We start from the raw sequence: 24080 nt of genomic DNA, 5'->3' as shown, positions 1-24080 counted from the left end.
ATCGTCCATGCCCCGCACGCGAAAAAGTTTCGAGTCCGGACATCATCGCAAATTTCTCGTCATCATCGACGAGACCGCGGAATGCGACCGCGCGGTGTATTACGCGAGCCGCCGCGCGGTACGCACGGGGGGACGGCTGGTAATGCTGGCGGTCGCGACGCTGCGCGACGCCAACCAGCAATGGCTCGGCGTCGGCGAACTGATGCGCGCGGAAGCGACCGACGAAGCCAACCAGCGGCTCGACCATTATGCCGCACGTGCGCGCCATGTCGCAGGTATCGACGCGGAGCGCGTGCTGCGCGAGGGGAACGTCGCCGACGAAATTCATAAGCTGATCGAGGAAGACCCGGACATCGGCATCCTCGTGCTCGCCGCCGGCACCAGCAACGAGGGTCCGGGGCCACTGGTATCCTCCCTCGCGGGCAGCCGTTCCGCCAGTTTCACCATTCCCATCACCATCGTGCCGGGCCAGCTCACCGACGAAGAGCTGGACGCGCTGGCATAAGGCTTTTCTGGCCCGCCCTTTCGCTTCACGTCCGGGCACCTTACATATGGTTGAGAAACCGCCATTCGCGTCCCGGAGCGCCGGAAGCCATGTTCATCCAGACAGAAACCACCCCGAATCCTGCGACCCTTAAGTTCCTGCCGGGCAAAGCCGTGCTGTCCGAAGGCACGCTCGAACTGCTCTCGGCAGAAGACGCCGCCCGCTCTCCGCTCGCGGCCCGGCTGTTCGCGATACCGGAAGTTTCGGGCGTGTTTTTCGCGCAGGATTTCATCACGGTCACGAAACGCGACGGCGAGTGGCAGCACCTGAAGCCCTCGATCCTCGGCGCGATCATGGAGCACTACCTCTCCGGCGAACCGATGCTGAGCGAAGGCGTCACGGCCTCCTCCGGCAGCGAGGACGAGTTCTTCGATGCCGGCGACGCGGGTACGGTCGCGACCATCAAGGAGCTGATCGAGACGCGCGTGCGCCCGGCGGTGGCGAACGACGGCGGCGACATCACTTTCCGCGGCTACAAGGACGGGGTCGTGTTCCTGAACATGAAGGGCGCCTGCGCCGGCTGCCCGTCCTCGACCGCGACGCTGAAAAACGGCATCGAAAACCTGCTCCGGCATTTCGTGCCCGACGTGCAGGAAGTCCGTCCGATGTGACGATACGGGCCGCCTTTATCCGGCGGCCCGTTTCATTTAAGACCGACGCGAGCCGTTTTCCGGACCCCGCGCCTCCATGAAAATTCTAGCCATCGATACCGCACTCGATGCCTGTTCGGCGGCGGTTTACGATTCGGCCGAGAACCGCGTGCTGGCGATGCTGTCCCACGACATGCGCCGCGGTCACGCGGAAGCGCTGATCCCCACCATCAGCGACGTGATGAAGGCGGCACAGCTCGAATACGAAGCGCTCGATCGCATCGCGACCACGGTCGGTCCCGGCAGCTACACGGGGCTGCGTGTAGGCATCTCGGCCGCGCGCGCCATCGGCTTCGCGGCATCCAAGCCTGTGCTCGGCATCACCACGCTCGCTGCGTTCACCGCGCCGCTGATCGCGGAGAACGGCAACGTGCCCGCGGTCGCCGCGATCGATGCGCGGCACGGCAACATTTATTTTCACATGGTCGGCGCAGGCAATCGCGTGCTGCTCAGCCCGCGCCACGCCTCGCTGGAAGACGCCACGCAAGTCATCGTGGGCGGACCGGTCCGTCTCGTCGGTCCCGGCGCGCAACTGCTCAGCGAGCGCTGGCCGCGCAACGCGCCGCATCTTCCGATTTCCGTCGATACGCGCGCCGCGCCGAACGTGGAATGGGTCGCGCGCCTCGCCGCAGAAGCGGACGCAGTGCGTTCGCCGGCGAAGCCGCTCTACCTGCGCGCGCCGGACGTGACGCCGCAGGACTTGCACCGAATCGAACGGCAATGATCGGCGCCATCACGCAGCTGTTCCGCCGCGCGCAACCGGCCATCGTCGATGCGCGGCCCGCGGACGCGAGCGCACTCGCAGCGCTGCACCGGATTTCCTTTCGCCACGGCTGGACCGAGGCCGAGTTCGAACGGCTGCTTTCGGAGCGGACGGCGCTTGCCCATGTCGCGCGGCTCGACGGCGGACGCGGCGCGGTGGTCGGCTTCGTGCTGTCGCATCGCACGGAAGGGGAAGCGGAAATCCTGCTGGTCGCGCTGGCGCCCGGCGAGCGCGGCCGCGGCACGGCGACCACGTTGCTGAACAAGCATCTCTCGCGGCTCGCCGCATACGGCGTGACGCATGTGTTTCTGGAAGTGGACGAAGGCAACGCGGCGGCGCTGAAACTTTACGGCCGGGCCGGGTTTCGCGAGGTCGGACGCCGCCAGGGTTATTACCGCAAGCCGGAAGGCAACGCTTCCGCGCTGATTCTGCGCCGCGATCTCGCGGCATGAAACCGCCGCGGCGGTGCGGGAATATGGACGGCGCAATACCCGCGTCGTAAAATCCGCATCAAACGGAGCGAGCCAGAATATCGTGAACAGCGACAAGAAACTCTCGGCAATCGAGGCGGCCTGCGCGGCCAAGGGCATGCGCATGACCGAGCAGCGCCGTGTGATCGCGCGCGTACTCGGCGAAGCGCAGGACCATCCCGACGTCGAGGAGCTTTACCGCCGCGCGTCCGCGATCGACGACAAGATTTCGATTTCAACGGTCTACCGCACCGTGAAGCTGTTCGAGGATGCCGGCATCATCGAGCGCCATGATTTTCGCGAAGGCCGCTCGCGCTACGAACAGATGCCGGACGAGCACCACGATCACCTGATCGACGTGAACAGCGGCGCCGTGATCGAATTCCGCTCCGAGGAAATCGAGCGCTTGCAGGAAGAAATCGCGCGCCGTCACGGCTTCAAACTGGTCGGCCACCGGCTCGAACTCTATGCCGTGAAGCTGCGGGAAGGCTCCGGCTAGACCGGCTCATGCGCGCTGCGTTCCGTATCGCCGTTCTGGGAAGCGTGATTGCCGTCGTACTGCCGGCACAATGGGTCGCGCTGAAGCTGCGGCTGCGCGCGATGCACTACATCCCGGTCTGGTTTCACCGTTTCGCGCTACGCGTGCTCGACGTGCGCGTGAAGGTGAATGGCGATCCGGCAAAAGCCGAGCGGCCGCTCCTGTTCGTGTCCAATCATAACTCATGGCTCGACATCGTCGTGCTCGGCTCGGTCGCGCCGCTTTCCTTCGTTGCGAAAAGCGAGATCGCGAAATGGCCGGTGTTCGGCACCATGGCGCGGATGCAGCGCTCGATCTTCGTCGACCGCTCGCGCCGCCACGCCACCGGCGACGTGAACCGCGCGATGGCGGCACATCTCGCGGACGGCGATCCGATCGTCCTGTTTGGCGAAGGCACGTCCAGCGACGGCAACCGCGTGCTGCCGTTCCGTTCGGCGCTGCTGGGCAGCCTGCGCGATGCCATGGAGCAGGCGGGCCGTAGCTATCTGCAACCCGTATCCATCGCCTATTGCCGCTTTCACGGCATTCCGATGGGCCGCCAGCACCGCGAGGTCGCGGCATGGTTCGGCGACATGGATCTTATTCCGCATCTGATGCGCGTGGTACGCGAGGGGGCGATCGACGTCGAAGTCCGCTTCGGCCCAGTACTAGAGGTTTCACATACCGATGACCGGAAGATGCTCAACCGCCGGGTTGAGAACATCGTCCGCCAGCTAACCGCTAACTCCTTGGCAGGACGTCCGGAATCGCCCCACGTCGAAGCCGTTCCCTCAGACGGCGAAACCCGCTAAGACTTCTTGGATCATGCCAGCAACGGGTGAACTGCGCCGTCCCGCAACCAGAGCGGGATTCCGCCTTTTGGATCGGCGGTTTCGCGCGGAAAAATGAGTCAGGTGCGCAAGGTTCACATCAAGTCTTTCGGCTGCCAGATGAACGTCTACGATGCGAGGCGTATGGCGGATACGCTGGCGCACGAGGGTTACGCGGAAACCACATCCGCAGAGGACGCCGACCTCATCATCCTCAATACCTGCCATATCCGCGAGAAGGCGGTGGAGAAGGTCTATTCCGAGCTGGGCCGGGTGCGGCGCATGAAAGAAGCCGCGCGCGAACAGGGCCGCGATCTCATGGTCGCAGTCGCCGGCTGCGTCGCGCAGGCCGAAGGCGAGGAAATCGTGCGGCGCGCGCCGCTGGTCGACCTCGTGGTCGGTCCGCAGAACATTCACCGCATCCCTTCGCTGGTCGCACGCGCGCGCACCGGCGAGACGGTGGTCGATACCGAATTCGCGGTTGAGGATAAATTCGAGCAACTTGCCGCGCCGAAGCCCGCCGTCACCAGGACACGCGGCATCTCCGCTTTCGTCACCGTACAGGAAGGTTGCGACAAGTTCTGCACCTTCTGCGTCGTCCCTTACACCCGCGGCGCGGAGACTTCGCGCAGCGCGGAGAAAATCATCGCGGAAACCGAAACGCTGATCGCACACGGCGTGCGCGAAATCACGCTGATCGGGCAGAACGTGAACGCCTATCACGGACGCGGCCTCGACGGACGCGACTGGACATTGGCGCGCCTCGTGGAAAAGCTGGCCGAGATGCCGGAACTGAAGCGCATCCGCTACACGACCAGCCACCCTGCCGACATGGACGACTCGTTGCTCGCCGCGCACCACGACATCGAAAAGCTGATGCCGTTCCTGCACCTGCCCGTACAGTCCGGTTCGGACCGCGTATTGGCGGCGATGAACCGCAAGCACGACACCCGCGAATATCTCGACATCATCGCGCGTGTGCGCCGCGCGCGGCCGGACATGGCGTTCTCGTCGGATTTCATCGTCGGGTTTCCCGGCGAAACGAATGAGGATTTCGAGGCGACGCTCGCGCTCGTGCGCGAGGTCGGCTTCGCGCAAGCCTTCACCTTCAAATACAGCCCGCGCCCCGGCACGCCCGCGTCCGAAATGGACGAGCAGGTCACGGAGGGCGTGAAAACAGAACGGCTCTATCGCTTGCAGGAACTGATCGAGGAACAACAGCACGATTTCAACCGCGCCTGCGTGGGCCGCGAACTCGACGTGCTGTTCGAGAAGCCGGGCCGCCATCCCGGCCAGATCGTCGGCCGCTCGGCGTACCTGCAACCGGTCGCGGTGATGGCACCGTCATCCAAGATCGGCACAGTCGCACGCGTGCAAACGCGCGAACTCGAAACCTATACGTTGATCGGCGAACTCGCGGAACGCGAAGCGCCAGCCGCTGCTTTTGCTGCGCCCGATCTCGTTCTCGCAGGAGGCCTGTAAGTTGCGGCAACCGGAAGCCGGCAAGCGCGCACCGTGGGCGCGCGACAGCGAAGCAGCTCCGAGCGTGCTGGTCGCGTTCGACAGCAATCGTTTAGCCAGCGCACTGTTCGGCCGTTACGGCGAGAACCTTGCGCTCATCGAGCGCAAGCTCGGCGTCACCATCGACCAGCGCGGCAACCACGTTTCCATCGACGGCGCGCGGGAAGCCTGCGAGCAGGCGCGCCAAACGCTGGAAGGTTTATACGAAGAGTTGAAAGCGGGCCGCGACGTGACGACCGGCGACGTCGAAGGCGCGATCCGCGCGGTGCAGACCCAGACCTCGCTGTTCGACCTCGACCCCGCATCCGAGAAGGCGGGCTTCGACGACATCCGCCTGCGCAAGCGCGCGGTGCGCGCGCGCACGCCGATGCAGGACGCCTATATCCGCGCGATGAAGCGGCGCACGCTGGTCTTCGGCATCGGCCCCGCCGGTACCGGCAAGACCTGGCTCGCGGTCGCGCATGCGGTGCATCTCTACGAGCGCCGCGAGGTGGACCGCATCGTGCTTTCGCGCCCCGCGGTCGAAGCCGGTGAGCGGCTCGGCTTCCTGCCCGGCGACATGCGCGAGAAAGTCGATCCCTACCTGCGCCCGATGTACGACGCGCTGTACGACCTGATGGACCGCGGGCTGGTGGAGCGCGCGCTGCAATCGGGCGAAATCGAAATCGCGCCGCTCGCCTTCATGCGCGGCCGTACGCTGGCCAACGCCGCGATCATCCTCGACGAAGCGCAGAACACCACGCCGATGCAGATGAAGATGTTTCTGACCCGGCTCGGCGAGAACTCGCGCATGATCGTGACAGGCGACCCGTCGCAGATCGACCTGCCGCCGGGGCAGCGCTCCGGACTGGTGGAGGCGACCGAACTCCTCGCAACCGTGGAAGACATCGCGCAGGTGCGCTTCTCCGCGAGCGATGTGGTTCGTCACGAACTCGTCTCACGCATCGTCGCGGCTTATGACGGCGCCGAACAGAACAAGAGACAGGACAAGAAGTGAGCATCTCCATCGACATCGCGGCGGAAGCCGAGGAGTGGGACAGTATCGAGGGACTGGAAACCCTCGTGCGGCGTGCCGCCGTCACCGCGATCGAATCGGTCGGCACGAATGACGGCGAAGTGTCCATCGTACTCTCCGACGACGACCACATCCGCGAACTCAACAAGCATCACCGCGGCATCGACAAACCGACCAACGTGCTTTCGTTTCCCGCGGCGCAGATCAATGCGCCGGGCGCGCCGCGCCTGCTCGGCGACGTGGTGCTGGCCTATGGCACCGTGGCCCGCGAGGCGGCGGAAGAAAGCAAGCCGTTCCTCAACCACGCCGCGCACCTCGTCGTGCATGGCGTGCTGCACCTCCTCGGCTTCGATCACATGAACGACAACGATGCGGAGACGATGGAAGCGAAGGAACGCTCGATCCTGTCCACACTCGGCATTCCCGACCCCTACGAGGGAACGGAAGCGAGGCTCGCATGAGCGATGCTTCGCATAACCAGCCGCCGGGCAACGGCGACGGACCGAAGTCCTCGTGGCGCGAGCGAATTCTCGGCCGCTTCGGCCGGCGCAAATCCATCCGCGACGACCTCGAAGAAGTGCTTGCGGAAACGCCCAGCCCGCAGACCGAAACCGAATTCACGCCCGCCGAACAAACCATGCTCCAGAACGTGCTGGCGCTTCGCGAGCGGCGTGTTGCCGACGTGATGATCGCGCGCGCGGAAATGGTCGCGGTGAAGAACGACATCCCGATCGGGCAATTGCTCGGCACCTTCGCCAAGGCAGGACATTCGCGCCTCGTCGTCTACGGCGAGACGCTCGACGATCCGGTCGGAATGGTCCACATCCGCGACCTCGTCGGTTTCCTCACCGCGCGCGCAACCGCGTCGCAAAGCGGCAAGCGCACCAGCACGGCACGGCGCGCGCCGAAGATCGATCCGCGCTCGGTCGACCTGAAACAGCCCCTCGTGGATACCAAAATCATCCGCCGCATTCTTTATGTGCCGCCGTCGATGCCCGTGGTCGATCTGCTGGTGAAGATGCAGGCGACAAGAATTCATCTGGCGCTTGTGATCGACGAATACGGTGGCACCGACGGCCTCGTCTCGATGGAAGACATTGTCGAAGAAATCGTCGGCGACATCGAGGACGAACATGACGATCAGGAAAGCCGGATCGTCGCGCTCGGCGACGGCAGCTTCCTGGCCGATGCTCGCGCCACGCTGACCGAAACCACCGAGACGATCGGCAACGGCTTCGATGCGGGCGCTTCCGCAGACGAAGTCGACACGCTCGGCGGCCTGCTCGTTACGCTCGCAGCCAGAGTGCCGGTGCGCGGCGAAATCCTGCGCGGTCCCGGCGAATACGATTTCGAAATCATCGATGCCGATCCGCGCCGCGTGAAGCGCGTACGCATCTTCCGCCGCCCGCCAGACCCGCCCAAACGCGAGCGCAAGCGCAAGGCGAAGGCTTCGGCGGAAGCGGCCGCTGTGCAGAACACGGAAGCCGAGAAGATAACGCAAACCGACATGGACAAGGGCGGCGCCAGCGGTTAACCCGCGAAGCATGACGCTCGCCGGTCTCGCGAATCATGTGGTTCTGGCCTGGGGCTGGAAGCGCCGGCTGATCGCGCTTCTCGCAGGCGTCCTCTCGGCGCTTGCGATGGCGCCGTTCGATCTGTTTCCGATATTGGCCCTTACACTGCCAGTTTTCGTCTGGCTGCTCGACGGTGCCGGAGCAGGCCGCAAAGGATTGCGCGCGGCATTCGCGAGCGGATGGTGGTTCGGCTTCGGCTATTTTCTCGCCGGCCTCTACTGGATCGGATTCGCGTTTCTGGTAGAGGCCGAAAAATTTGCGTGGCTACTACCCCTCGCAGTGATCGGTTTGCCGGTCGGCCTTGCGATCTTCACCGGCTTCGGCGCGATGCTGGCGCGGCTGCTGTGGTCGGCAACGCCGTTTCGTATTCTTGCATTCGCGTTCGGCCTTTCGATTTCGGAATGGCTGCGCGGCACGATCCTGACCGGCTTTCCATGGAACGGCTTCGGCTATGCGCTGACCTCGACGCCCTATCTCGCGCAGAGCGCTTCGCTGTTCGGATTGTGGGGGCTGACGCTGATCGCGCTCGCGGCCTTCGGAAGTCCGGCAGCACTCGCCGACAGCGGCGCGGAGAAAAAGCACCGCTGGCTTCCGGTTGCGCTGGCGGCGCTGGTGCTGGTGTCGCTCGGCGCCTTCGGCTGGCACCGGCTCTCGAACACAAAGGTCGCGGAAGTTGCCGGCGTGCGGCTGCGCCTGATGCAGCCGAACATTCCGCAGGATGCGAAGTGGCGGCCCGATGCGAAGCCGCACATCATGAGGAAATACCTCTCGCTCAGCGACCGCGCGACTGCGCCGGAGCGGCAGGGCGTGCAGGACATCACGCACCTGATCTGGCCGGAGTCGGCATTTCCGTTCCTGCTCGACCGCGATCCGGAAGCGCTGAAGCAGATTGCCGATTTGCTGCCGCCCGGAAAGGTGCTGATCACCGGCGCGATCCGCGCGGAAGCGCCGCTGCCGGGGCAAACAAAAACGCGGGTCTATAACAGCATCCGTGTGCTGAACGATCTCGGCGCGATCGTCGCAAGCTACGACAAACTTTATCTTGTTCCGTTCGGTGAATTTCTGCCCTTCCAGAACTTGCTGGAGAGCATCGGCCTGCAACAGCTGACGCGCGTGCGCGGCGGCTTCGATGCAGGCACGCGCCGACGTCCGCTACATGTCGCGGGATTGCCGGCCGCGGCGCCGCTCATCTGCTATGAAGCGATCTATCCCGGATATGTGCTGCCCGAAGGTCCGCGGCCGCGCTGGATTTTGAACGTAACGAACGACGCGTGGTTTGGAATCTCTCCGGGTCCGTACCAGCATTTCGCGCAGGCGCGCGTGCGCGCGATCGAGGAAGGATTGCCGCTGGTTCGCGCCGCCAACAACGGTATCTCCGCGATCATCGACCCGCTCGGACGGATCGTGACGAGCTTACCGCTCGGTATCGAGGGCGTAATCGACGGGCCGCTTCCCACCGCGCTGGAGGCTACTTTTTACGCTCGGCACCGGGACGGTCTTGCCTTGCTATTGGCTGCCATCTTCGTTATCGCCGCGCTGACCGCACGGCGGCAAAAGCTGCGGGGCAAGTCGTGAATTCCGCGTCGTTACAAATGCTTGGGAGTTGAGCCGCTTCCTTGTATACAAAGATGGCAGGTGCGGTTCTAATTTCTACGGAAGGTAAATGACAAAAAAATCGCCGAACCCGATCGACCGTCATGTCGGCAGCCGCGTACGCATGCGGCGCATGATGGTCTCCATGAGTCAGGAGAAGCTCGGCGAGCGTCTTGGCATTACTTTTCAGCAAGTCCAGAAATACGAGAAGGGCACGAATCGCATCGGTGCGAGCCGCCTGCACCAGATTTCGAGCATTCTCGGCGTGCCCGTCGCTTTCTTCTATGAAGGCGCGCCGGGCAGTGAAACGCTCGCCGCCGGATTCGGCGAGAGCGGAAATCCCGCTTACGTCTCCGACTTCATGGCGACCGCAGAAGGTCTCGCGCTTGCCAGGGCCTTCATGAAAGTCAGCGACCCGAAGCTTCGCAGGCGCATCGTCGATCTCGTCGAGGCCATGGCCATCACGGGTGAAGCCGGAGGCGGCGGCTAGGCTTTTTCCTGCGTATTCTTGCCGGGCCGCGCCGGCTTTGCCCACACCTTGACCATGCTTGGCTTCGCTGCGAGAACGCTTGCCGCGAAATACAGGGCAATCTGTATTTTCAACCGATTTCACACCGACGATCAGGAGTTTTCCGGTGTCCCTCAAGAACTACATTTTCACGAGCGAATCCGTATCCGAAGGCCACCCTGACAAGGTGTGCGACCGCATCTCCGACGAGATCGTCGATCAGTTTTTCAAAGCCGACCCGATGGCGAAGGTGGCGTGCGAAACGCTGGTCACCACGAACCTGATCGTGCTCGCCGGCGAAGTCCGCATGTCGAAGAAAGCGGCCGGTCCGAGCGAGATCATGAGCAAGACCGGCAAGGTCAATAAAGCGCTCGCCGAGAAACTTGCGCGCAAGGCCGTCAAAGACATCGGCTATGCGCAGAAGGGCTTCCACTGGAAGAACGCGAAGGTGCAGGTCCACCTGCACGGCCAGTCCGCCGACATCGCGCAGGGCGTCGAAGCCGCCGGTAATAAAGACGAAGGCGCGGGCGACCAGGGCATCATGTTTGGCTACGCGACCAACGAGACGCCCGAACTGATGCCGGCGCCGCTCCAGTATTCGCACAACGTGCTGAAGCTGATGGCCGCCGACCGCCACTCCGGCAAGCAGAAGCTGTTCGAGCCGGACGCGAAGAGCCAGTTCACGCTGCAGTATGTGAACGGCAAGCCGGTGAAGTGCACCGCGGTCGTCGTTTCGACCCAGCACAAGGAAAAAGACGGCAAGAAGGTCCTGGAATCCGGCGACATCAAGCAGCTCGTGCTGCCCTATATCAAGAAGGTGCTGCCGGAAGGCTGGATGCCGCCGCTCGATCAGGTTTACGTCAACCCGACCGGCCGCTTCGTCATCGGCGGCCCGGACGGCGACTCCGGCCTCACCGGCCGCAAGATCATCGTCGACACTTACGGCGGCGCGGCCCCGCATGGCGGCGGCGCGTTCTCCGGCAAGGACCCGTCGAAGGTCGACCGCTCGGCTGCCTATGCCGCGCGCTATCTCGCGAAGAACGTCGTGGCGGCCGGTCTCGCTGACCGCTGCACGATCCAGCTTTCCTACGCGATCGGCGTCGCGCATCCGTTGTCGGTGTATGTGAACACCGACGGCACCGGCAAAGCCGACGAAGAGAAGATTGCGAAGGTATTGCAGGAACTGATGAGCCTGACCCCGCGCGGCATCCGCACGCATCTGAAGCTGAACAAGCCGATCTATGCGCGCACCGCCGCCTACGGTCACTTCGGCCGTCAGCCGGACAAGGATGGCGGTTTCTCGTGGGAGAAAACCGATCTGGCGGACAAGCTCCGCAAAGCGTTCTGATCGACAAAGAGAAAAGCGCCGCGCACCAGCGCGGCGCTTTTTTCGGCCGCCGCAAAGGGCACAAGCTGCGCAAGCAGCAGGCCGAACTTTACGAAGACCTGCTCCCCAAACTTTCGCTCGACATCACGCAGGCCGCGCCACGCGATCTCGCAGCGCTGTTCCCGTTCACGCCTGAAAGACTGCAACTCGAAATCGGGTTTGGCGGCGGTGAACATCTGCTGCACGAAGCCCGCGCGCATCCGAAGACCGGCTTCATCGGCTGCGAGCCGTTCATCAACGGCATGGCGAAGATGCTGGCCGTGCTCGCGAACGAAAAGATTCCGAACATCCGCCTGCATCCGGGCGACGCACTCTATTTGCTGAACTGGCTGCCGGACGCCGCGCTCGACCGCATCGACATCCTTTACGCGGACCCATGGCCGAAAAAGCGCCACTGGAAGCGCCGCTTCATCTCCGACGAAAACGTCGCGCGCTTCGCGCGCACGCTGAAACCCGGCGGCATGCTTCGCTTCGCCAGCGACATCGATACCTATGTCGAGTGGACGCTGGTCCGCCTGCTCCGCTCGCCGGATTTTCACTGGCTGGCCGAAAAGGCCGACGACTGGCGGCTCGCCTGGCCCGGCTGGCCCGGCACCCGCTACGAGCAAAAAGCGCTGCGCGAGGGCCGCACCCCCGCCTATCTGGAGTTCCGGCGGCTTTAACGATGCCGCCCGAAAGGGTTGCGAATCCGGGGATCGGCGCTATATTCCCGGCCAATCAACAACATCTCAGAACGATCTACGGGTCGATTATGAGAGTGGGGACCGACCGGCCCCCGCTCCTTTTCCCGTTTCTTGCCGGTCGCGTGATGCCGAATGCAAATTGAAGCCGACCAGAACGAACCGCGCCTTGTCGTGGAAACCGGCCTCGCCGCGCGCGTGGCCGCAGCGATCGAGCCTGCGCTCGGCACGCTCGGCTACCGGCTGGTGCGCGTGAAGGTCACGGGCCGCGACGGCGGCACGTTGCAAGTCATGGCCGAGCGGCCGGACGGCTCGTTCACCATCGACGACTGCGAGGCGACCAGCCGCGCGCTGTCCCCGATCCTCGACGTGGAAGACCCGATCCAGGGCGCATACCGGCTCGAAGTTTCCTCGCCCGGCATCGACCGCCCGCTGGTGCGCCGCTCCGACATCGAGCGCGCATTGGGACACGAAGCGAAGATCGAAATGACGATGATGGTCGAGGGCCGCAAACGCTTCCGCGGCATCCTCGAAGCCATTGAAGGCGGCGCGGTGAAGCTGAAAAGCACCGAAGGCAAGGAAGATGCGCTCCTGCCGATGGCCGAAATCGCCGACGCCAAACTGATGCTGACCGACGCGCTGATCGAGGAATCGCTCCGGCGCGAAAAGCAGGCGACCCAATCCGAAACCGCGGACGAAACGTCCGCCCCCAACCCCAAGAAACACGCGCCGCGCAAACAGCGGCGTGCCAGCTAACGGAGAACGCCCTCATGGCCGTCGTAAGCGCCAACCGCCTCGAACTCCTGCAGATCGCCGACGCCGTCGCGCGCGAAAAGTCGATCGACCGCACCATCGTGATTACCGCGATGGAAGACGCAATCGCGAAAGCCGCGCGCTCCCGCTACGGCGCGGAAACCGACGTGCATGCCGAGATCAACGCGAAGACCGGCGAGCTTCGTCTCTCGCGCCACATGCTCGTGGTCGAGAAGGTCGAGAACTCCGCGACCGAAATGACGCTGGAAGACGCGCGCCGTCACAACCCGGCGGCGCAGGTCGGCGACACCATTGCCGACACGCTGCCGCCGCTCGAATACGGCCGCATCGCCGCGCAGTCGGCGAAGCAGGTCATCGTGCAGAAAGTGCGCGAGGCCGAACGCGACCGCCAGTATTCGGAATACAAGGACCGCATCGGCGAGATCGTGAACGGCGTGGTGAAGCGCGTCGAATACGGCAACGCCGTGCTCGATCTGGGTCGCGGCGAAGCCGTCATCCGCCGCGACGAACTGCTGCCGCGCGAAACCTTCCGCAACGGCGACCGCGTCCGCGCCTATGTCTACGACGTGCGCCGCGAACCGCGTGGCCCGCAGATTTTCCTCTCGCGCACGCATCCGCAGTTCATGGCGAAGCTGTTCACGCAGGAGGTGCCGGAAATCTACGACGGCATCATCGAGATCAAGGCGGTGGCCCGTGATCCGGGTTCGCGCGCGAAGATCGCAGTGGTTTCCCGCGACTCCTCCGTCGATCCGGTCGGTGCCTGCGTCGGCATGCGCGGCTCGCGCGTGCAGGCGGTGGTGAACGAACTCGCAGGCGAGAAGATCGACATCATCCCGTGGTCGCATGACGTCGCGACCTTCGTGGTCAACGCGCTGGCACCGGCGGAAGTCGTGAAGGTCGTGCTCGACGAAGTGCGCGAGCGCATCGAAGTCGTGGTGCCGGACGCGCAGCTTTCGCTCGCGATCGGCCGCCGCGGCCAGAACGTGCGCCTCGCCTCGCAACTTACCGGCTGGGACATCGACATCCTCACCGAAGCGGAAGAAAGCGAGCGCCGACAGAAGGAATTCGCGGAACGCTCCAAGATGTTCATGGACAGCCTCGACGTGGACGAGACCGTCGCGCAGTTGCTTTCCTCGGAAGGCTTCGCGACGGTGGAGGACCTCGCCTTCGTGCCGATCGACGAACTGGCATCCATCGAGGGCTTCGACGAGGATACCGCGAACGAACTCCAGAGCCGCGCCAAGGATTATCTCGACCGCATCGAGAAGGAACTCGACGACAAGCGGAAATCCCTGGGCGTGGAAGACGCGATGCGCGAAGTGCCCGGCGTCACCACCCGGATGATGGTCGCGCTCGGCGAGAACGATGTGAAGTCGGTCGAGGACCTCGCCGGCTGCGCCACCGACGACCTGATCGGCTGGACCGAACGCAAGGACGGCGAGACGCAGCGTCACGCCGGTTATCTCGAAGGCTTCGACCTCGACCGCGACGGCGCGGAAGCGATGATCATGCAGGCCCGCGTGAAGGCCGGCTGGATCGACGAATCGGCGCTCGCAGCGCCGGAAGCCGAACCTGCCGAGACGGAAGAAGAAGCGCAGGCCTAAGACGGACCCGAAGGAGAGCGGATGCTCGCGCACATCGAGGACAACGATACCGACGCCGGTCCCGCCGCTTCGCGGCGCGAACCGGCACGGACGTGTCTCGTCACGCGTGAAGTGACGCCGCTCGACGACATGCTGCGCTTTGTCGTCGCGCCCGATGGTTCGGTCGTGCCGGATCTTTCGCGCAACCTTCCCGGCCGCGGCGCGTGGGTGACTGCCACGCGCGCGGCGCTGGAGAAGGCGATCAAGCAGAACGCCTTCGCCCGCGCCTTCCGCGGCAAGGGCAAGGCCGGCAGCAATCTGGTGGCGCTCGTCGATTCGCTGCTGGAGCGTTCCGCACTCGATGCGCTCTCGCTCGCGAACAAGGCGGGCCTGATCGTCACCGGCAATACCAAGGTCGAAGCGGCAATTCTCGCCGCCAAGATCGCGGCGCTCTATCACGCGGCCGAAGCGGCGCGCGACGGCAAGCGCAAACTCGACGGCCTTTTGAAGCGTCTGGAGGCCGAGGGGGGTGTAAAAGCCGCCCGTTTCACCCTATTTGCAGGCCAGCAATTGGACTTGGCCTTGGGCCGGGCAAATGTGGTACATGCAGCCCTGCTCGCGAGCCCGGTGAGCGGCGGTTTTCTCGAACGCAGCCTGAGACTTGAGCGCTGGCGTGGCGACAATTCCGCCGGCGCCGTTTCCGCGTCCGGCAAGTCCGAAACGAATCTGGAACACGAATGACCGACACCAAAGACCCTGGCGAGAAGAAACCGCGCACGCCTGCGAAACCGACGCTCTCCCTGAAGCGCTCGGAAGCCGGAACCGTGCGGCAGAGCTTCAGCCACGGACGCACGAAGACGGTCGTCGTCGAGACGGTGAAGCGCCGCACGCCCGGCTCCGCAGGCGTAAGCAAGGAAGCCAAAGTAGAAGTCGCGCCGCCGAAGCCCGCGCCGAAACCGGCTGCCGCTCCCGCGCCGCGTCCCGCCGCCACGCAGGATTCCTCCTCCGCGAAATCCGGCGTCGTGCTGCGTACGCTGACCGACGAAGAACGCGATGCGCGCGGCAAGGCGCTGAAAGACGCGCGCGTCCGCGAAGAACAGGAACGCCGCGACGCGGTCGAGGAAGCCAAGCGCCGCGCCGAGCGCGAAGCAGTCGAGAAGGTCGAACGCGAAGCCGCGGAAGCACGCAAGAAAGAAGAAGATTCGCGCCGCCTGCACGACGAAGAAACCAAGAAGAAAGCCGAACAGGAAGCACGCAAGCGCTTCGGCGACGACAGCACGGCAGCTCGTCCGGCTACGGGTGCCGGCCGCACCATCGTTCCCGACGAAGAAGAAGAAAACCGCCCGCGCCGTCCCGGCGCGAAGGCGCCGACCCCGCCGCGCCCCATGCGCACCGGCGGCGAAGCGCGCCAGCGCGGCCGCCTCACGCTCACCAACGCGCTCTCCACCGACGAAGAACGCCAGCGCTCGACCGCTGCGTTCCGCCGCCGCACGCAGCGCATCACCGGCCACCGCGACGAGCCGAAAGAAAAATTCTCGCGCGAAATCATCATCCCGGAAACCATCACGATCCAGGAACTTGCGGGCCGCATGGCCGAGCGCTCGGTCGATGTCGTGAAGCTGCTGATGAAGCAGGGCCAGATGAAACTGGTCACCGACCTGATCGACGCCGATACCGCGCAACTGATCGCCGAAGAAATGGGTCACACGGTGAAGCGCGTCGCCGCTTCGGACGTCGTGGAAGGCCTGTTCGATGCGCCCGACGCGGAAGACAGCCTGAAGTCGCGCCCGCCGGTCGTGACCATTATGGGTCACGTCGATCACGGCAAGACCTCGCTGCTCGACGCGATCCGCCAGACCAACGTGGTCGCGGGCGAAGCCGGCGGCATCACGCAGCATATCGGCGCCTATCAGGTGCAGGCGCCCTCCGGCGCGAAGATCACCTTCATCGACACGCCGGGCCACGCCGCATTCACCGCGATGCGCGCGCGCGGCGCGAAGGTGACGGATATCGTCATTCTCGTGGTCGCCGCCGATGACGGCGTGAAGCCGCAGACCATCGAAGCGATCCAGCACGCGAAAGCGGCCAAGGTCCCGATGATCGTCGCGATCAACAAGATCGACAAACCCGACGCCAAGGCGGAGCGCGTTCGCACCGAACTCCTCCAGCACGAAGTGCAGGTGGAATCGATGGGCGGCGACGTGCTCGACGTCGAAGTCTCCGCGACGAAGAAGACCAATCTCGACAAGCTGCTCGAAGTGGTCGGGTTGCAGGCCGAAATTCTCGAACTCAAGGCCAACCCGGACCGTCCGGCCGAAGGCACCGTGATCGAAGCGAAGCTCGACAAGGGCCGCGGCACGGTCGCGACCGTGCTGGTCCAGCGCGGCACGCTGAAAGTCGGCGACATCATCCTTGCCGGTGCGGAATGGGGCCGCGTGCGCGCGCTCGTTTCCGACAAGGGTGCGCCACTGAAGAGTGCCGGCCCCTCGACGCCGGTCGAAATTCTCGGCTTCAACGGCACGCCGGAAGCGGGCGACCGCCTCGCGGCCGTGGAATCGGAAGCGCGTGCGCGCGAAATCGCGGATTACCGTCGCAACGAGCGCCGCGACAAGGCCGCGGCGAAGTCGTCGACGGTGCGCGGCTCGCTCGAACAGATGATGAGCCAGCTCAAGACTTCTGGCGCCGCCGAATTCCCGCTGGTCATCAAGGGTGACGCGCAGGGTTCGGTCGAAGCGATCAGCGGCGCGCTGGAAAAGCTCGGCACCGACGAAGTGAAGGCGCGCGTGCTGCTCACCGGCGTCGGCGGCATCACCGAATCCGACGTGACCCTCGCCGCCTCGTCGAACGCCGCGATCATCGGCTTCAACGTGCGTGCGCACAAGGAAGCGGCGGCAGCAGCCGAACGCGCGGGCATCGAAATCCGCTACTACAACATCATCTACGATCTCGTGGACGACGTGAAAGCCGCGATGTCGGGCCTGCTCGCGCCGGAGCTGCGCGAGACCATGCTCGGCAACGCCGAAGTGCTCGAAGTGTTCGCGGTTTCCAAGGTCGGCAAGATCGCGGGCTGCCGCGTCACCGACGGCCGCGTCGAGCGCGGTGCGAACGTTCGCCTGATCCGCGACAAGGTCGTGATCCACGAAGGCAAGCTCGCGACGCTCAAGCGCTTCAAGGACGACGTGAACTCCGTGGTCGCCGGCCAGGAATGCGGCATGTCGTTCGAAGGCTACCAAGACATGCGCAAGGGCGACGTGATCGAGTGCTATCGCGTCGAGTCGATCGCGCGCGCGCTCTAAACCAGCTTAAGGCGCCCGCTCCGGTCCGATTCCGGGCGGGCGTTTTTATTTGATGACCAGAAACAACGAAAAAATCCCCTCGCAACGCATGCTTCGCATGGGCGAACTCGTGCGCCATGCGCTCGCGGAAATGTTCTCGCGCGGCGACGTGCACGACCCCGTGCTGGAGACGCACGTCATCACCATTCCCGAAGTCGCGATGACGCCAGACCTTCGCCACGCGACCGCCTACGTGATGCCGCTCGGCGGCAAGGACGGGCGCGCGGTGCTGGATGCGCTCAACCGCAACAAGAAATACATGCGCGGCGTGATCGCGAAGAAGATTCAGGCCAAGTTCGCGCCCGATCTTCATTTCCGCATCGACGAGCGCTTCGACCGCGCCGAACAGATCGACAAGCTGCTCAAGCAGCCCGAAGTGCAGCGCGATCTGAAGCGCGAGGACGACGAGTGAGCCAACATCGCCGCGAGAAGCGCAAGGTCAACGGCTGGGTCGTCCTCGATAAGCCGCTCGGCATGACCTCGACCACGGCGGTCGCCGCCGTGCGCCGCATCTTCAAGGCGGAGAAGGCCGGACACGCGGGCACGCTCGACCCGCTGGCGAGCGGCGTATTGCCGGTGGCGCTCGGCGAGGCAACGAAAACCGTTCCCTTCGTGCAGGACGGCCGGAAGATCTATCGCTTCACGGTGCGCTTCGGCATCGAGACCGATACCGACGACGCGGAAGGAAAAGAAACCGCGCGCGCCGAAGCGCGACCATCGCAGGAAGCGATCGAAGCACTCCTGCCCTCCTTCACCGGCACGATCCTGCAAACGCCGCCGCAGTTTTCCGCGCTCAAGGTGGATGGCGCCCGCGCCTACGATCTTGCGCGTGGCGGCGAGAGCGTCGAACTCGCGCCGCGCGAAATCGAGATCGACTCTTTCCGGCTCGTCTCGATGCCCGACGCGGACCACGCCGAATTCGAAGTCGAATGCGGCAAGGGCACCTACGTTCGCTCGCTCGCGCGCGACATCGGCCGCAAGCTCGGCTGCTTCGGGCATGTCGGCGTGCTTCGCCGCACGCTGGTCGGGGATTTTCCGGAGAGCGCGACCGTCAATCTGGTGCAACTGGAACAGGCCAGCGAGAGCGAAGCCTCGCTCCATGCGCTGCTCCAGCCGGTCGCGGACGGCCTGCGCTCGCTGCCCGCCGTGAAGGTTTCGGAGCCGGACGCGCAGCGGCTGGCGCAGGGCCAGAGCGTGTTCCTGCGCGGCCGGGATGCCCCGGTGTTCGAGGGCGCGGTCGCGGTTTCGGTTTCGGGTAATCTTGTGGCACTGGCCGAAATGGAAGCCGGGCAGCTCCATCCCCGGCGCATTTTTAACCTTCCCCGATAAGGACTTAGCCCTGACCGGGGGATCGGCGCTTTTTCCTCGCCTTCGCGGGGCTTTTGGCTATAACAGCGCGCGTCGGGCGCAGGCCCGGCCTCAACGCGACCCCTGCTGGACGACATCCCGGATGGGCCGCTTTTCCAACTCCAACAACAGGAGCACCCGATGTCGATTACTGCCGAGCGCAAGCAAGCGCTCATCAAGGACAATGCCGTCAAGAAGAACGACACCGGTTCGCCGGAAGTGCAGGTTGCGATCCTCTCCGAGCGCATCTCGAACCTGACCGAGCACTTCAAGACCCACGTGAAGGACAATCACTCGCGCCGCGGTCTCCTGAAGCTGGTCTCGCACCGCCGTTCGCTCCTCGACTTCCTGAAGAAGAAAGATGAAGCGCGTTACAAGGCGCTCATCGAAAAGCTCAACATCCGCCGTTAAGGCTGGTGAGTACGGCCGCGCGCGGGAATGGTCCCGCGCGGATGGCCGCGTATGGAGCGGCGGAATTCGCCGCCGCAAAAACCGACGGAACAGGCAAGTCATGGCAGGATTGCCAGACGCTCTTTTTCACTTTCGCGCGTAAGCGCGGGAGAGCGCCTCGTTATCTTGCCCATGGCTTTCCCGCTCCTCGTCCGATGATGGGAAAGAGAAATGTTCGAAATACATCGTGAAGAACTCGACTGGGGTGGACGCAAGCTCGTCCTCGAAACCGGTCACATGGCGCGCCAGGCTGACGGCGCGGTCCTCGCCACCTACGGCGACACCACCCTGCTTGCGACCGTGGTCGCGGCGAAAGAACCGAAAGCCGGTATCGACTTCCTGCCGCTCTCGGTTCACTTCATCGAAAAGTTCTACGCCGCCGGCCGGATTCCGGGCGGCTATTTCAAGCGCGAAGGCCGTCCGACCGAGCGCGAAACGCTGATCTCACGCCTGATCGACCGCCCGATCCGCCCGCTGTTCGCGGACGGCTGGCGTTGCGAAACGCAGGTCGTGATCCACGTGCTGTCGCACGACCTGGAGAACGATCCGGACATCCTCGCGATGGTCGCGTCTTCGGCCGCGCTCACGATCTCCGGCGCGCCCTTCATGGGACCGATCGGCGGCGCGCGCGTCGCGTTCGTCAACGGCGAATACGTGCTGAACCCGACGCTCGAAGAGATGAAGGACAGCCAGCTCGACCTCGTCGTAGCGGGCACCAAGGACGCCGTGCTGATGGTGGAATCGGAAGCGAAGGAGCTTTCCGAGGAAATCATGCTCGGCTCGGTCATGTTCGGTCACAAGCACTTCCAGCCGGTGATCGACGCGATCATTCGCCTCGCCGAAAAGGCCGCGAAGGAGCCGCGCGAACTGAACGTGCCGGATAACTCGGCGCTCAAGGCAAAGCTGAAGTCGCTCGCCGAGGCCGACCTCCGCGCCGCCTACGGCAACAAGGTCAAGCAGGACCGCTACAACGCGGTCGGCGCCGCGAAGAAGAAGGCGAAGGAAGCGATCCTCGGCGACGGCACCAATCCGGATGCGCCGTCTCCGTCGCTGGTCGGCGAAGTGCTCAAAGAGCTTGAAGCCGACATCGTCCGTAACTCGATCCTCGACACCGGTATCCGCATCGACGGCCGCGACGTGAAGACCGTCCGCCCGATCGAGGCGCTGGTCGGCGTTCTGCCGCGCACCCACGGCTCCGCGCTGTTCACGCGCGGCGAAACGCAGGCGCTCTGCATCGCGACGCTGGGCACCGGCGAAGACGAGCAGTGGATCGACGCGCTGCCCGGCACCTACAAGGAAAACTTCCTGCTGCACTACAACTTCCCGCCGTTCTCGGTCGGCGAAGCAGGCCGCATGGGTTCGCCCGGCCGCCGCGAAGTCGGCCACGGCAAGCTTGCCTGGCGCGCAGTGCATCCGATCCTGCCGCCGAAGGACGAATTCCCGTACACGATCCGCGTCGTGTCGGAGATTCTCGAATCGAACGGCTCGTCCTCGATGGCGACCGTTTGCGGCACTTCGCTCTGCCTGATGGACGCGGGCGTGCCGCTGCGCGCGCCGGTCGCTGGCATCGCGATGGGCCTCATCTTGGAAGGCAAAAAGTACGCGGTGCTCTCCGACATCCTCGGTGACGAAGATCACCTCGGCGACATGGACTTCAAGGTCGCCGGCACCGAGAACGGCGTGACCGCGCTGCAGATGGACATCAAGATCGCGGGCATCACCGAAGAGATCATGCAGGTCGCGCTGCGCCAGGCGAAGGACGGCCGTCTGCATATCCTCGGCGAGATGTCGAAGTCACTGACCGCGGCCCGCCCGCAGCTCGGCGAACACGCGCCGCGCATCGAGGTCATCAAGATCCCGACCGACAAGATCCGCGACGTGATCGGCACCGGCGGCAAGGTGATCCGCGAGATCGTCGAAAAGACCGGCGCCAAGATCAACGTCGAGGACGACGGCACCGTGAAGGTCGCCTCCGCCAAGGGCGAGTCGATCGAAGCCGCGATCAAGTGGATCAAGTCGCTCACGTCCGAGCCGGAAGTCGGCACCATCTACGACGGCAAGGTCGTGAAGGTCGTGGACTTCGGCGCGTTCGTGAACTTCTTCGGCGCGAAGGACGGTCTCGTGCATGTCAGCCAGATGGCGGCGACGCGCGTGAACAAGCCGTCCGACGTCGTGAAGGAAGGTGACATGGTCAAGGTGAAGCTGCTCGGCGTCGACGAGCGCGGCAAGGTCCGCCTCTCGATGAAGGCGGTGGACCAGCAGACCGGCGAGGACATCGAGCACAAGGCGAAGCCGCAGCAGGCCGAGCCTGCCGCCGAATAAGCGCCAGAACACGCTGCAATCACGAAGGGCGATCCGCGAGGGTCGCCCTTTTTCTTTGTATTTCAGTATCTTGAACAGGCGTTCATTCACGCAGGCGTGATGGCTTGTGAGGCCTGGATGTGACGCCCGTCACACCGCGCCGCGCGGGTTGCCCCTACCTTCCTCCCATGACGAGGCGGCCAGCGCCTCAACGAAGGAAGGAAAAAGAAATGACCCGCACCAAGAAATTCATCGCTGCCGTTGCCGCGTTCGCCGCGATCGGCGTTGCCGGCCTCACCATCGGCACCAGCCCGGCGGAAGCGAAGCACAAGCATCATCACCACCATAAGCACTTCTACTTCTACAAGCACTACAACCCGTATGTTTACAGCTACTACGGCTACGGCAACTGCTACGTGAAGTGGACGAAGTACGGCAAGTCCTACATCTGCTTCTAATTCCGCGCCTACCTCTCTTCATCGTGAAGCCTCCCCAACTTGGCCGCCCGGCGAAAGCCGGGCGGTTCTTTCGTTTGCGCGGGGTGCTGCGTTATGCTCCGCGCCATGCATGGCGGCGGAAGATTCGAGAAGACCCGCGGGACGTTGCTGGCCTCCCTGCCCGGCACGCTGTCCGGCGACCTGTTCGCGAGGGCTACGCGCGTCAAACTTGCCGAGGACGAACTCCTGTTCAGCGCCGGCGACGACGGCAACGGCTGCTACCGCATCGAGAGCGGGCTTTTGAAGCTCAGCATTCTTTCCAGCGAGGGGGACGAGCGCATCCTCGACATTCTCGGCAGCGGCGCGGTGGTCGGCGAACTCTCGATGATCGACGGCGCGCCGCGCTCGACTGCCGTCTACGCCGTGCGTGACGCCGAACTTTCCTTCATCAGCCGTGCGGCCTTCCTCGAATTCGCCGACGCCAACCCGGAACTCTACCGGCAGATCGCATGGCTGCTTGCGAAGCGCGTGCGCGACATGAACGACACCGCCGCGGCGTGGAGCTTCCTCTCGCTCAAGGGCCGCACCGCACAGGCCTTGCTCGAACTGGCGGAAACCTTCGGCGAGAATATCGGCGGCGGACGCATCCTCATCCGCCAGAAAATCAGCCAGAGCGATGTCGCGGCGATGGCGGGGATCGCGCGCGAGAACGTGAGCCGTATCCTGAATGGATGGCTGCGCGACAAGACGCTTTCGCGCCACGCCGGCTATTACTGCATCGAGGCAGGCAACGCGCTGCACCAAGCCGCCGAACGCTAGGGTTATTTCCTGCGCGGCTTCAGCGCTTCTTTCACCGCCATGCCGAAGGCCTCGAAGTCACGCTTGCGCGGCGAGGTTTTGCGCCACACCAGCCCGATTTTCCGCGACGGCTCCGGCGCGGTGAAGCGCTGGAGCGAAAGTTTTCTTCCGCGCGTTTCGGCTTCCACCGCGATTTCCGGAATGAAGGTCGCGCCGTAGCCGTTCGCGACCATCTGCATCACGGTGGAGAGCGAGGTTGCGCCGAGGCCCGTTTTCGTCACGCCGCGTTCCGGCGCGCAGAACGAGAGCGCCTGGTCGCGCAGGCAATGGCCTTCCTCGAGGAGAATCAGCTTCGCCGGGTCGAGGGTTTCCGGGTCGATGCGCGCGCGCTTCGCGTCGTCGGCGCCTGCCGCGAACAGAAAGCGGTCGTCGAACAGATGGCTTTCCTCAAGATCGAAGTTGTCGTTCGGGATCGCGGCCATCACGAGGTCGAGTTCGCCGCGCGAAAGTTCGGCGAGCATCGCCTTGGTCTGTGCCTCGCGCAGCTCCAGCTTCAGTGCGGGATATTGTTTCGAGAGATATTTGAGAAGCTGCGGCAGGATATAAGGCGCGAGCGTCGGGATGATGCCGAGCGAGAGCGGGCCGGAGAGAACCTTGCCGCGATGTTTCGCGAGCGCCGCGAGATCGTTCGCCGCCAGCAGGATCTTCGACGCCCCTTCCGCGATCTCGCGTCCCAGCGGCGTCAGCACCGTCTCGCCCGGACGGCGCTCGAACAGCGCGGCACCCAGCGCCGCCTCCAGTTCCCTGATCTGCATGGAGAGCGCGGGCTGCGTCACCGCGCATTCCTCCGCCGCACGGCCGAAATGGCCGAGGCGTGCGGCGGCCTCAAAGTAGCGAAGCTGGCGGAGCGAGAGCGTGGCCGGGTTCATCTCGATAAGATATTCTTATCGAATGCTCTAATCAATACGATTAGACCTTATCTGCTTTGCAGGCCATTTTGATC

General features: G+C 64.3%; 24 protein-coding genes. 23 read left to right on the top strand and 1 reads right to left on the bottom strand.

Features of this window, described 5'->3' with window-relative positions:
* The first annotated feature begins 7 nt into the window (after window positions 1-7).
* From KF794_15500 to KF794_15390, 23 genes are all read left to right on the top strand, one after another.
* The gene (locus tag KF794_15500; protein ID QYK45119.1) at window positions 8-505 is read left to right on the top strand and encodes a universal stress protein; all 498 of its coding nucleotides are present in this window, start codon (window positions 8-10) and stop codon (window positions 503-505) included.
* Window positions 506-594: 89 nt separating this feature from the next.
* Entirely contained in the window at window positions 595-1155 is a 561-nt protein-coding gene (locus KF794_15495) for a NifU family protein (protein QYK45118.1), read from the top strand.
* 76 nt (window positions 1156-1231) lie between these two features.
* The gene (tsaB, locus tag KF794_15490) at window positions 1232-1918 is read left to right on the top strand and encodes a tRNA (adenosine(37)-N6)-threonylcarbamoyltransferase complex dimerization subunit type 1 TsaB (protein QYK45117.1); all 687 of its coding nucleotides are present in this window, start codon (window positions 1232-1234) and stop codon (window positions 1916-1918) included.
* Window positions 1915-2409, top strand: coding sequence for a GNAT family N-acetyltransferase (locus tag KF794_15485; GenBank protein QYK45116.1), 495 nt, complete (start codon window positions 1915-1917; stop codon window positions 2407-2409). The genes tsaB and KF794_15485 overlap by 4 nt, the downstream gene beginning before the upstream one ends.
* Before the next feature lie 136 nt (window positions 2410-2545).
* Window positions 2546-2926 (top strand): transcriptional repressor, encoded by a 381-nt coding sequence (locus KF794_15480; GenBank protein QYK46740.1) that lies wholly within the window; start codon window positions 2546-2548, stop codon window positions 2924-2926.
* Between the two features lie 8 nt (window positions 2927-2934).
* Window positions 2935-3756 (top strand): 1-acyl-sn-glycerol-3-phosphate acyltransferase, encoded by an 822-nt coding sequence (locus tag KF794_15475; protein ID QYK45115.1) that lies wholly within the window; start codon window positions 2935-2937, stop codon window positions 3754-3756.
* 93 nt (window positions 3757-3849) lie between these two features.
* Window positions 3850-5256: a tRNA (N6-isopentenyl adenosine(37)-C2)-methylthiotransferase MiaB gene (gene miaB, locus KF794_15470; GenBank protein ID QYK45114.1), complete on the top strand. Its 1407-nt coding sequence runs from the start codon at window positions 3850-3852 to the stop codon at window positions 5254-5256.
* Between the two features lies 1 nt (window position 5257).
* Window positions 5258-6292, top strand: coding sequence for a PhoH family protein (locus KF794_15465; GenBank protein QYK45113.1), 1035 nt, complete (start codon window positions 5258-5260; stop codon window positions 6290-6292).
* On the top strand, window positions 6289-6771 hold the full coding sequence (ybeY, locus tag KF794_15460; protein QYK45112.1) for an rRNA maturation RNase YbeY: 483 nt from the start codon (window positions 6289-6291) through the stop codon (window positions 6769-6771). Before KF794_15465 ends, ybeY begins: the two co-directional genes overlap by 4 nt.
* Window positions 6768-7844 (top strand): HlyC/CorC family transporter, encoded by a 1077-nt coding sequence (locus tag KF794_15455; protein QYK45111.1) that lies wholly within the window; start codon window positions 6768-6770, stop codon window positions 7842-7844. The genes ybeY and KF794_15455 overlap by 4 nt, the downstream gene beginning before the upstream one ends.
* A gap of 10 nt (window positions 7845-7854) precedes the next feature.
* On the top strand, window positions 7855-9459 hold the full coding sequence (gene lnt / locus KF794_15450) for an apolipoprotein N-acyltransferase (GenBank protein QYK45110.1): 1605 nt from the start codon (window positions 7855-7857) through the stop codon (window positions 9457-9459).
* Window positions 9460-9547: 88 nt separating this feature from the next.
* Window positions 9548-9967: a helix-turn-helix transcriptional regulator gene (locus tag KF794_15445; GenBank protein ID QYK45109.1), complete on the top strand. Its 420-nt coding sequence runs from the start codon at window positions 9548-9550 to the stop codon at window positions 9965-9967.
* A gap of 145 nt (window positions 9968-10112) precedes the next feature.
* Complete coding sequence (gene metK / locus KF794_15440) at window positions 10113-11333, top strand: methionine adenosyltransferase (GenBank protein ID QYK45108.1); 1221 nt, start codon at window positions 10113-10115, stop codon at window positions 11331-11333.
* On the top strand, window positions 11330-12034 hold the full coding sequence (locus KF794_15435; GenBank protein QYK46739.1) for a tRNA (guanine(46)-N(7))-methyltransferase TrmB: 705 nt from the start codon (window positions 11330-11332) through the stop codon (window positions 12032-12034). Before metK ends, KF794_15435 begins: the two co-directional genes overlap by 4 nt.
* A gap of 153 nt (window positions 12035-12187) precedes the next feature.
* The gene (rimP, locus tag KF794_15430; GenBank protein ID QYK45107.1) at window positions 12188-12808 is read left to right on the top strand and encodes a ribosome maturation factor RimP; all 621 of its coding nucleotides are present in this window, start codon (window positions 12188-12190) and stop codon (window positions 12806-12808) included.
* A gap of 14 nt (window positions 12809-12822) precedes the next feature.
* Entirely contained in the window at window positions 12823-14430 is a 1608-nt protein-coding gene (gene nusA / locus KF794_15425; GenBank protein ID QYK45106.1) for a transcription termination/antitermination protein NusA, read from the top strand.
* Between the two features lie 21 nt (window positions 14431-14451).
* Window positions 14452-15150 (top strand): RNA-binding protein, encoded by a 699-nt coding sequence (locus tag KF794_15420; GenBank protein ID QYK45105.1) that lies wholly within the window; start codon window positions 14452-14454, stop codon window positions 15148-15150.
* Window positions 15147-17705: a translation initiation factor IF-2 gene (gene infB / locus KF794_15415; protein ID QYK45104.1), complete on the top strand. Its 2559-nt coding sequence runs from the start codon at window positions 15147-15149 to the stop codon at window positions 17703-17705. Before KF794_15420 ends, infB begins: the two co-directional genes overlap by 4 nt.
* A gap of 294 nt (window positions 17706-17999) precedes the next feature.
* Window positions 18000-19073: a tRNA pseudouridine(55) synthase TruB gene (gene truB, locus KF794_15410; GenBank protein ID QYK46738.1), complete on the top strand. Its 1074-nt coding sequence runs from the start codon at window positions 18000-18002 to the stop codon at window positions 19071-19073.
* 159 nt (window positions 19074-19232) lie between these two features.
* The gene (gene rpsO / locus KF794_15405) at window positions 19233-19502 is read left to right on the top strand and encodes a 30S ribosomal protein S15 (GenBank protein ID QYK45103.1); all 270 of its coding nucleotides are present in this window, start codon (window positions 19233-19235) and stop codon (window positions 19500-19502) included.
* 210 nt (window positions 19503-19712) lie between these two features.
* A complete protein-coding gene (gene pnp / locus KF794_15400) occupies window positions 19713-21863 on the top strand; it encodes a polyribonucleotide nucleotidyltransferase (GenBank protein QYK45102.1) in 2151 nt (716 codons plus the stop codon).
* A 209-nt stretch (window positions 21864-22072) separates the two neighbouring features.
* Window positions 22073-22300 carry a hypothetical protein gene (locus tag KF794_15395; protein QYK45101.1) on the top strand — a complete coding sequence of 76 codons (228 nt, stop codon included), beginning with the start codon at window positions 22073-22075 and terminating at the stop codon, window positions 22298-22300.
* Between the two features lie 93 nt (window positions 22301-22393).
* A complete protein-coding gene (locus KF794_15390; GenBank protein ID QYK45100.1) occupies window positions 22394-23098 on the top strand; it encodes a Crp/Fnr family transcriptional regulator in 705 nt (234 codons plus the stop codon).
* A 2-nt stretch (window positions 23099-23100) separates the two neighbouring features.
* Here KF794_15390 and KF794_15385 read toward each other — a convergent pair whose 3' ends face one another.
* Complete coding sequence (locus KF794_15385) at window positions 23101-24006, bottom strand: hydrogen peroxide-inducible genes activator (GenBank protein QYK45099.1); 906 nt, start codon at window positions 24004-24006, stop codon at window positions 23101-23103.
* Window positions 24007-24080: the final 74 nt, after the last annotated feature.

The sequence above is a fragment of the Xanthobacteraceae bacterium genome, assembly GCA_019454205.1.
Lineage (GTDB): Bacteria > Pseudomonadota > Alphaproteobacteria > Rhizobiales > Xanthobacteraceae.
This window is presented reverse-complemented; position numbering and strand designations above follow the sequence as displayed.

Coding starts and splice junctions, on each gene's coding strand:
- KF794_15395 (QYK45101.1), top strand. CDS start 22,073: ATGACCCGCACCAAGAAATTCATCGCTGCCGTTGCCGCGTTCGCCGCG.
- infB (QYK45104.1), top strand. CDS start 15,147: ATGACCGACACCAAAGACCCTGGCGAGAAGAAACCGCGCACGCCTGCG.
- KF794_15475 (QYK45115.1), top strand. CDS start 2,935: ATGCGCGCTGCGTTCCGTATCGCCGTTCTGGGAAGCGTGATTGCCGTC.
- KF794_15500 (QYK45119.1), top strand. CDS start 8: ATGCCCCGCACGCGAAAAAGTTTCGAGTCCGGACATCATCGCAAATTT.
- KF794_15485 (QYK45116.1), top strand. CDS start 1,915: ATGATCGGCGCCATCACGCAGCTGTTCCGCCGCGCGCAACCGGCCATC.
- tsaB (QYK45117.1), top strand. CDS start 1,232: ATGAAAATTCTAGCCATCGATACCGCACTCGATGCCTGTTCGGCGGCG.
- KF794_15385 (QYK45099.1), bottom strand. CDS start 24,006: ATGAACCCGGCCACGCTCTCGCTCCGCCAGCTTCGCTACTTTGAGGCC.
- KF794_15420 (QYK45105.1), top strand. CDS start 14,452: ATGCTCGCGCACATCGAGGACAACGATACCGACGCCGGTCCCGCCGCT.
- lnt (QYK45110.1), top strand. CDS start 7,855: ATGACGCTCGCCGGTCTCGCGAATCATGTGGTTCTGGCCTGGGGCTGG.
- KF794_15480 (QYK46740.1), top strand. CDS start 2,546: ATGCGCATGACCGAGCAGCGCCGTGTGATCGCGCGCGTACTCGGCGAA.
- KF794_15390 (QYK45100.1), top strand. CDS start 22,394: ATGCTCCGCGCCATGCATGGCGGCGGAAGATTCGAGAAGACCCGCGGG.
- rpsO (QYK45103.1), top strand. CDS start 19,233: ATGTCGATTACTGCCGAGCGCAAGCAAGCGCTCATCAAGGACAATGCC.
- KF794_15455 (QYK45111.1), top strand. CDS start 6,768: ATGAGCGATGCTTCGCATAACCAGCCGCCGGGCAACGGCGACGGACCG.
- KF794_15495 (QYK45118.1), top strand. CDS start 595: ATGTTCATCCAGACAGAAACCACCCCGAATCCTGCGACCCTTAAGTTC.
- miaB (QYK45114.1), top strand. CDS start 3,850: ATGAGTCAGGTGCGCAAGGTTCACATCAAGTCTTTCGGCTGCCAGATG.
- pnp (QYK45102.1), top strand. CDS start 19,713: ATGTTCGAAATACATCGTGAAGAACTCGACTGGGGTGGACGCAAGCTC.
- KF794_15445 (QYK45109.1), top strand. CDS start 9,548: ATGACAAAAAAATCGCCGAACCCGATCGACCGTCATGTCGGCAGCCGC.
- nusA (QYK45106.1), top strand. CDS start 12,823: ATGGCCGTCGTAAGCGCCAACCGCCTCGAACTCCTGCAGATCGCCGAC.
- rimP (QYK45107.1), top strand. CDS start 12,188: ATGCAAATTGAAGCCGACCAGAACGAACCGCGCCTTGTCGTGGAAACC.